Source organism: Thioalkalivibrio sp. (assembly GCF_007692535.1).
In the GTDB taxonomy this organism is placed as follows: domain Bacteria; phylum Pseudomonadota; class Gammaproteobacteria; order Ectothiorhodospirales; family Ectothiorhodospiraceae; genus Thioalkalivibrio.
Genome location: NZ_REBW01000220.1, coordinates 1 through 8066, shown reverse-complemented (window position 1 = coordinate 8066; position 8066 = coordinate 1). Strand labels below are relative to the sequence as shown.

6 protein-coding genes and 1 pseudogene are annotated in these 8066 nt (G+C 62.8%); 5 read left to right on the top strand and 2 right to left on the bottom strand.

The window, feature by feature from the left end:
- The first annotated feature begins 275 nt into the window (after window positions 1-275).
- From EA346_RS12710 to EA346_RS12700, 3 genes are all read left to right on the top strand, one after another.
- Window positions 276-827, top strand: coding sequence for a TRAP transporter small permease subunit (locus EA346_RS12710; RefSeq protein ID WP_296759173.1), 552 nt, complete (start codon window positions 276-278; stop codon window positions 825-827).
- A 2-nt stretch (window positions 828-829) separates the two neighbouring features.
- Window positions 830-2155 carry a TRAP transporter large permease subunit gene (locus tag EA346_RS12705; protein WP_296759170.1) on the top strand — a complete coding sequence of 442 codons (1326 nt, stop codon included), beginning with the start codon at window positions 830-832 and terminating at the stop codon, window positions 2153-2155.
- Window positions 2156-2322: 167 nt separating this feature from the next.
- Window positions 2323-3336 (top strand): porin, encoded by a 1014-nt coding sequence (locus EA346_RS12700; RefSeq protein WP_296759167.1) that lies wholly within the window; start codon window positions 2323-2325, stop codon window positions 3334-3336.
- 289 nt (window positions 3337-3625) lie between these two features.
- Here EA346_RS12700 and EA346_RS12695 read toward each other — a convergent pair whose 3' ends face one another.
- Complete coding sequence (locus EA346_RS12695; RefSeq protein ID WP_296759165.1) at window positions 3626-4591, bottom strand: SLAC1 anion channel family protein; 966 nt, start codon at window positions 4589-4591, stop codon at window positions 3626-3628.
- Between the two features lie 598 nt (window positions 4592-5189).
- Entirely contained in the window at window positions 5190-6971 is a 1782-nt protein-coding gene (locus EA346_RS12690) for a PhoX family phosphatase (RefSeq protein WP_366755792.1), read from the bottom strand.
- Between the two features lie 163 nt (window positions 6972-7134).
- Between EA346_RS12690 and EA346_RS12685 the strand changes: the two genes are divergently transcribed.
- Window positions 7135-7398 (top strand): hypothetical protein, encoded by a 264-nt coding sequence (locus tag EA346_RS12685; RefSeq protein ID WP_296759176.1) that lies wholly within the window; start codon window positions 7135-7137, stop codon window positions 7396-7398.
- Window positions 7399-7978: 580 nt separating this feature from the next.
- Window positions 7979-8066, top strand: a pseudogene (locus EA346_RS12680) (ferredoxin--NADP reductase); the annotation flags it as partial.

Genomic DNA, 8066 nt, shown 5'->3' with positions numbered 1-8066 from the left:
TCGGCGAGAGGGCTCGCCTCCTACAATCGCGGTGGCCGTGGTTGGCGTAGGAGGCCAGCCCCTGGCCGATCGGTTTTCCAGCGCCCGATCGGCGAGAGGGCTCGCCTCCTACAATCGCGGTGGCCGTGGTTGGCGTAGGAGGCCAGCCCCTGGCCGATCGGTTTTCCAGCGCCCGGTCGGCGAGAGGCTCGCCGCCTACGGGGGAAGGTCAATGCGGAGCTTGCATGATAATCAGGCGGAAAAATGAATCCGCCTTGTGCAAAGGGTGAGAGAGGATGAAGCGAGCGCTGCTCCGGATCGAAAAATCGCTGGGGTTGCTGACCGGCTTGTCCGGCGTCCTGTCGGGGCTCGGCATGGTGCTGATGATCCTGCTGGTCTTCGGCAACATGGCGGCGCGCTACCTCTTCGGCACGGGGGCCGTGTGGCTGCAGGAGCTCGAACTCTACCTGCTGGCCTTCACGGTGATGACCGGCTTCGCCTACGCGATGCGCCACGATGATCACGTGCGCATCGATGTCTTCTCGAATTTCCTGAACCGTACCGGCAAGCTCTGGCTGGACACTTTCACCATGCTGGTGGTCGCGATCCCCATATCGGTGCTGATTCTCCACTACGCCTGGCCCTACATGGCCGTGTCGTACGCGCGCGGCGAGGGCTCCCCGAACGCGGGGGGCATGCCCTGGCTGTTCCTGCCCAAGGCGATGATCCTGGTCGGTTTCGCGCTGGTGCTCACCGAAGCACTGCGCCAGGCGCTGGCCGGTGGGCGACGCCTGATCTTCCACTATCGGCGCCCGCGCCGGAACCAAGAACCCGCCAGGGAAGCCTGACCGTGCCACTCGAATACATTGCCTTGATGATGGTGGGCGCCTTCTTCGTGCTCGTGCTCACGGGAATGCCCGTGGCCTTCGCGATCGCGGCGGTAGGGTTCGTGTTCGGCTTCATCGGTTTCGACGGCTGGCTGTTCGAGCTTCTGCCAGCCCGCATCTACGGAACCATCAGCAACTACACCCTGCTGGCCATTCCGCTGTTCGTCTTCATGGGCGTGATGCTGGACAAGACGCGGGTTGCCGAACGCATGCTGGAGGTCATCGGCTACGCCAGCGGCGCCCTGCCGGGCGGCATGGCGCTGGCGGTGATCGCGGTGGGGGTGCTGCTGGGGGCGGCAACCGGGATCGTCGGCGCGGCGATCGTGACCCTGACCCTGATCGCGCTGCCCACCCTGCTGCGGCGCGGCTACAAGCGCACCGTGGCCTGCGGCACCATCTGCGCAGCGGGCACACTGGGGCAGATCATCCCGCCCAGCCTGGTCCTGCTGGTGCTGGCAGACACGATGAACCTGTCGGTGGGCAGCCTCTTCGCCGCTGCGCTGATGCCCGGCCTGATGCTGGCCGGCCTCTACGTGCTCTACCTGATGACGCTGGCCTGGTTCTACAGCGCCGACGTACCCGCAATCGATGCCGCCGAGCGGGCGAAGATGAGCAAGCGCCAGATCGTGAAGGACCTCTTCACCGCCGTACTGCCGCCCGGGCTGCTGGTGGCGGCGGTGCTCGGGTCGATCATCGCGGGCATCGCCGCACCCACCGAGGCTGCCGCGGTCGGCGCCGTCGGTGCAGTGGTCGTTGCTGTGGTCATGCGCAGGCTCAGCTGGCCCGTCTTCAGCGACGCGGTGATGTCCACGGTGCGCATCACCGCGATGGTCTTCTTCGTGCTGATCGCCTCGCAGGTGTTTGCACTGGCGTTCCGGGGCCTCGACGGCGAATTCCTGATCGAGGCCATGTTCGACTGGGTACCCGGCGGGGCCTACGGCACCCTGCTGTTCATCCTGCTCCTGATCTTCCTGCTCGGCTTCTTCCTCGAGTGGATCCAGATCACCTACATCGCGGTGCCGCTGTTCCTGCCCTTCCTCGCCGGCTACCCCGAGTTCTCGCTGGTGTGGGTCGCGATCCTGATCGCGATGAACCTGCAGACCTCGTTCCTGACGCCGCCGTTTGGCTGGTCGCTGATCTTCATGAAGGGGGTGGCTCCTCCGGATATCAGAACCACGGAAATCTACCGTGGTGCCATTCCCTTCGTCATCATCCAGCTGGTCGCCCTGGGCCTGCTGATCGTATTCCCCGGCATCGCGCTTTGGCTGCCGGAGGCGATCGGCTGGTAGCCTGTGCGCGTCGCCTTTAGGCGACAGTGTGTCGCCAATTCATCACAACTTAACCGAATACTCATAAAACGGTAACCCCGGACCCCCATTCTGGCTCCCGTCGTGCTTGCCCCACCCGGCATCACCGACATCGTTGAATCACGAGCCAATTTCAGGGAGTTACCATCATGAAACAGAAGCGTATCGTAATCGCGCTGCTCGCGGCGGGTATGGTCATGCCGCTCGCCGCCGCAGCCGAATGGACCGTGTACGGCCGCGCCCACTTGTCCGCAGACTTCCTCGATGACGGGGCGGATTACAGCGAATTCAACATTTCCAGCAACTCAAGCCGCCTGGGGTTCAAGGGTGAGCGGGAGTTCCGTCCCAACCTGACCGGAATGTTCCAGATCGAGCAGGAAATCTTCTTCGACGACGCGGGTACCGAATTCGCCACCCGTGACACCTTCGCCGGACTGAAGGGCGACTGGGGGATGTTCCGGGTCGGCAAATTCGACACGCCGTTCAAGCGTGCCCGTGGGCCAGCGAACTTCTTCGGTGATCAGTTGGGCGATCTCCGCAACGTTGCCAGAACCCGCACCTATGGCCGGTTCGACGAGCGCTTCCGCAACAGCCTCCACTACCGCTCTCCGAGTATCGGCGGCTTCGTCTGGGACATCCAATATTCGCCGGAGCGTACCGACCGGACCACCACGGAAGGCAGCGACACTGATGGGGTCAGCACCTCGATAGGCTTCCGCCAGGGCGGACTGAATCTTGCGCTCGCCTACGAAAAGCAATTCGATGGAGCCGAGGATCCGGATGGTTTTCGCCTCGCGGCATCCTACCGCGTGATTCCGGCACTGAACGTCGGTGCGCTTTACCAGGTCACCGAAAGTGCGGCTGGTGACGAGGGCACCGTTTACGGCTTAGGGGCACAGTATCGCATCAACCCCGCGATGTTCCTTAACGCACACTACTTCATGCTGGATGGCGATCTGGATGACACCGACGCTTCGCTGTACGCGATCGGGCTGGAATACCGGGTCGACAGCGCACTGCGCTTTTACGGCAATATCGGCGCCGTAAGCAACGACGACAACTCTGCACTGACGCCCTGGGGAGCGGGCCGCTCCGCTGCGCCAGGCGGTGCCGCTGGAGAGACTGCAAACGGGATCTCGTTGGGCATGCGTTACGATTTCTGATCGGAAGTTCGTCGCGCATCGGCGTTCCGGCAATACCCAGGCCGGGCATCAGGCGTCCGGTTTCTCCCAGGCACGTGGCGCTGGCTGGAACGTTTTTGTACCCCGTCAGCGATGGCGGGGTATTTTTTCATGATGAACACGAAAGCGCCAGCAAGGCCCCTTTCAATGCACTGCGCAGTCTGGTTCCCTGAAGGATCCTGCAAGACCCACTCCCGCGCTGCCGCAATCCTCGAGCGCCAGGCTTCCACGAAGGCTCGACGAAACGTGGCAACCTCCGGAGATCCGCGGCCTATGGATCCTCAGCACGGCAGAAGTTGCCGATGATCCCGGCGCGCACGGTCATCACCAGGAAGACCAGTACCAGCAAGGCCACGAACAGGAGCAGGATCAGGCCCGCCCAGAGATAGGCCATGTGGCCGGTCAACTGCGCCATTTCCATCAGGGCGACGCTCATCGCCGCCAGCGGGAAGGTGTAGGACCAACTCGCCAGCGAGAACGGAATCTGTGCCTGCCCCCGTATGCGGGTGAACAGCAGGATGGCCAGGAACAGCGCGATGAAAAAGAGGATCCGCGCGAAGGCGTCGAGTTCGTCTGTCAGCCGGACATAGGCCAGAAAACCCACCGCAGGCGGCGCAATAAGGATGTAGAGGGTGGGCAGCACGCGGGTGGCTAGCGGCTCATGAAACAGGATCCGGTAGAAGACGATGGTCATCAGGATCGCCCAGAACAGGATCCCCGCACTGAAGAAGAACCACGCGACCTCGACGAACCCGAAGGCGACCGCGGGAATGGGTATCAGCACGTTACCGATCGAGGGAATGAACCAGGCCGGGTTGACCTGCGTGATCGCGAAGCGTGCATGGTGCATCCAGAAGTTCACGACCAGGATGGTAACGATCAGGTGGAAGCTTGCCCCGAGGGCGAAGATGCCCAGGGCCGGTACAGGCTCATGGGGGCGCAGCACCATGCTCATCAGCACAATGGAGATCGAGATCGCGGCCAGGTAGTTGAGCCTGATCGGGTGGCGCAGATCGATAATGGTCTCGGCCGGGTAACGCACGGCCTTGAAGATGAAGAGCATGCCGAGCAGGAAGAAGATCAGCCAGGCAAACATCAGCACCGGCTCGCCCAGCCAGGCCGGGCCGCCCTGCTCGCCCCAGGTGCGTAGCCCCAGACCCAGCCCGGCAATCCCCATCACCGCGGCAAAGGTCGACAGCGGAAAGTGCTCGACGCAATCCCGGATTGACCTGGACATTCCTGATTCTCCCAGCAATGGATCTCTTAATCATGACTTCGACCGCGGGCCGGCGATCGATAGCGCCAGTTGCGCGCCTTTCGGAATCGCCGATCCATGTCTGTCGACAGACTCGGGACGAATGGCACATCGATCCAGCGCATCGTCAGCGTATCGAAGCATGGGCGGAACCGACTGCTTGGGTGTTTCCCTGACGCACCCAGGAAACCCGACTGCCGGGTGGCTGCGGATGCCCCCGCTGACTGCCCGCGAAAGGCTATCACAGTGGCCGGGACAGGCAACCTCCAATTCCGTGGCAGGAAGCGCCTAGTCTTGGCGTTGAGAGGGCTAACTGTCATGGGGTCGGAGCGAGCCACCCCGAATGATGAAAGCACAAGCGCCTATGGAGTGCGGCGGCTTGCCGCCGCTTTGGGGCGCCGGGATGTCCCCGACATCGAATAGCGGGAGCAAGCTCCCGCACTCCATAAACAGGGGCGCAGAGCCGGGCATCATTACCCATGCGGCAATCACAGCCACACAAGAAGGCGGCACCCGATATTTCCGGGTGCCGCCAGACGTGGTCAGGGACCTGACCGCACTTCCAGGGAATAGAGCGGCGTCAGCTGCCGATCACACCGCCTTCGTCTTTGGTGATGACCACCGTGGCAGAGCGGGCGTAGTTGCTGCCGCCAAGAGGCCAGTTCCCCTTGCCGGCAATGGCGCCCGAACCGAAGTCAGCCGGGGAGATGGTGGCACCCGGATGCTGCACGTTGATGAACATCGTCTGCTGGTCCGGTGTGGTGATCACACCCGTGATCTCCTGGCCAAGCGGCCCGGTCAGGAAGCGACGCAGCTCCTTGTTGAACGGGTCGCAGGCCAGCATCTGGTTGTTGCCGAACTGGGCCCAGTCGCCCACGTTCATCACGCTCTCGCTGATGTCGGTCTGAATCCAGATGCGCGAATCGAAGTCGATCCAGAGCCCGTCAGGACTATTGAAGATCTGATCCTCGTCGAGCGGTTGCCCGTTGAACTCGGAATCATCCATCGGACCGGCGAGAATGAAGATATCCCATTCGAAGGCCGTCCCAGCGGGGTCGTTGCCGGCCTCCTGCCAGCGAATGATCTGGCCCCAGCGGTTGTTCGGACGCGGATTGGCGGCGTCGACCTGATCCTCCGTGCGAGCCGTGTTGTTGGTGAGCGTGAAATAGACCCGGCGGGTATTCGGGTCCACCGCACCCCATTCCGGACGATCCATCGTGGTCGCGCCCACCCGATCCGCCGCCAGACGAGTGTTGACCAGTACGTCTGCCTGGCTCTGGAAGCAGGTGCAGTCCGACTCCTCACCCTGGTTGATCGGCTGCGGCTGCAGCAGGCCCTGTCCCCAAGCCAGCGGGAGCCATTCTCCGGTGCCGTCGTCGTTGAACTTCGCAACGTACAGGGTTCCGGAATCCAGCAGGTGTCCACCGGCGGTGGCCCGGAAATAGGGCTGGGCCGAGACGAACTTGTAGATGTACTCATTGCGCGCGTCGTCGCCGGAGTACAGAACGATCGGCTGACCTTCGACCGGCGGTTGGAAGACCACCCCCTCATGCGCGAAGCGGCCCAGGTAAGTGCGTTTCACCGGCGTGCTTTCGGGGCTGAACGGATCGATCTCGACTACCCAGCCGAAGGTGTTCGGTTCGTTGCGATAGTCTTCTGTCGCGCTCGCACCGACCGGGGCGGCGTTGAAACGTGCGTAGGCCTCCTGGTTACTCTCCGGATCGACATCCGCCAGATCCCAACCATACCGGCTGACGCCGGCGCGAACGCCATAGCGCTGATGCTCGCGAGGCTGGTCGTCCCCGCTATTGTCACGGTTGCGAAAATATCCGGCCCAGTTCTCCTCGCAGGTCAGGTAGGTATTCCAGGGGGTGACGCCGTGCGCACAGTTGTTGATCGTGCCGCGGGTCATGGTCCCGTCCGGGCTGTACTTGGTTTTCACAAAGTCCGTGCCGCGCACCGGCCCGCGAATCTCCATCGGCGTCAAAGCCGTCACACGACGATTCCGGGAATCCGCGACGACGGCCCAGTCGCCGTTGACTTGCTGCTGCACGCGCACGATGGATACGCCGTGGCCGTTCATTTCCGTCAGCACTTCGTCGGCCACGCGCCGGACCGTCTCCCCATCAACGTAGGTCGGGAACGCGCTGCGGCTCAGTTCCTGCCCGATCGCCGCGATGTGCATGTAGCGCGGTTCCACATACTCGTGGTTCATGACGAGCAGCCCATCGGTCGAACTGCCCTCGTAGGGATCGGTGCCCTCCATCGGGAAGAAATGCATGCCATCGTGATGCGATCCGATGGCGTCGCCCTGCTGTTCGCCCGTCAACGGCAACTGGTACAAGATCGCCGGGTTGCTCACGGAACGCCCCCAACTCCGCGATCACTTGGGTGCTGTAGCCGGCTGGCACATGCACCACGTCTTCCTCGCTCACCGGGATTGCCTGGAAGCCGAGCAACTGGGGCGACACGCTACCCGATCCGTTACCTGCACCGCCGCCGGAACTCGATCCGGAGCCGCAGCCTTGAAGGGCCGCCGCTCCAAACAGACCGGCAACAGCCGCGGACAGGCTTCCTTTCAGAACCATGCGCCGGTTCATCCGTGCTTCAAGGACTTCCTGGAAGTGCCGCAAATGACTTGGGTTGCTCATCGGCTCGTCGCCGTCGCCATGATCGATGGGTTGTCCGGGTACGAGGTGCTTGCTCATCGGGTCTCTCCGAGGTCGGTGGTGGTGAATGTGGCGGCGAGCTTAAACACCACACGTGACCAACCAATGGCGATCCAGTGACAAGCCGATTACGGATTCCCTGACGAAGTTGTTGGGCTTGTTGAGCCACCTGATTCCGGACCAATCGCCGGATGCGGAGGACGCAATCGACGATTCCGTAAAGCACACCAATGCCCGTTCATCATCCTGAAACCAGAAGGCAGTAGCGTGAGGAAATCCGGTGCCGGCCCCCCATTTAAAATGGAAGTCGCGGTTATCCCCGCGCCCTGGTCCCAGGCGGATGGACGGGCTGTGGCCTCTTCCGTGCTGCGCTCCCCTTTATGGGTGCGGGATCTGGGTCCCAGTATTCGGCGCCGAGGATCGGCCAACTCCCCACAGCGGCGGCAAGCCGCCGCACTCCATAGGTGCTTGTGCTTTCATCATTCGGGGTGGCGCGCTCCGAGGCCACGGGTGAATTCAAAGGAAAGTCATGGGCCGCCGGTTTCCGGACCAGCCCCCACGAACAGGTCCCGGGCGCAGTTGGTCGCGAACGATTCGAGGGCATCCGAAGGGTTCAAATTCCGCACGAACGCAGGCCGATGCTGCGGCGCAAGCCCGGTTGCTGCTACCGTTCAAGCCTGTCGAAATGCGGAGCAAGCCATTGCCCTACCACCAACAGAGCATCACATCGCTACGGCGCTGGTCGCCGAAGACCTTCACTTTCACGACCACCCGCCCGCCCGGCTTCG

Coding starts and splice junctions, on each gene's coding strand:
- EA346_RS12695 (WP_296759165.1), bottom strand. CDS start 4,591: ATGTCCAGGTCAATCCGGGATTGCGTCGAGCACTTTCCGCTGTCGACC.
- EA346_RS12700 (WP_296759167.1), top strand. CDS start 2,323: ATGAAACAGAAGCGTATCGTAATCGCGCTGCTCGCGGCGGGTATGGTC.
- EA346_RS12710 (WP_296759173.1), top strand. CDS start 276: ATGAAGCGAGCGCTGCTCCGGATCGAAAAATCGCTGGGGTTGCTGACC.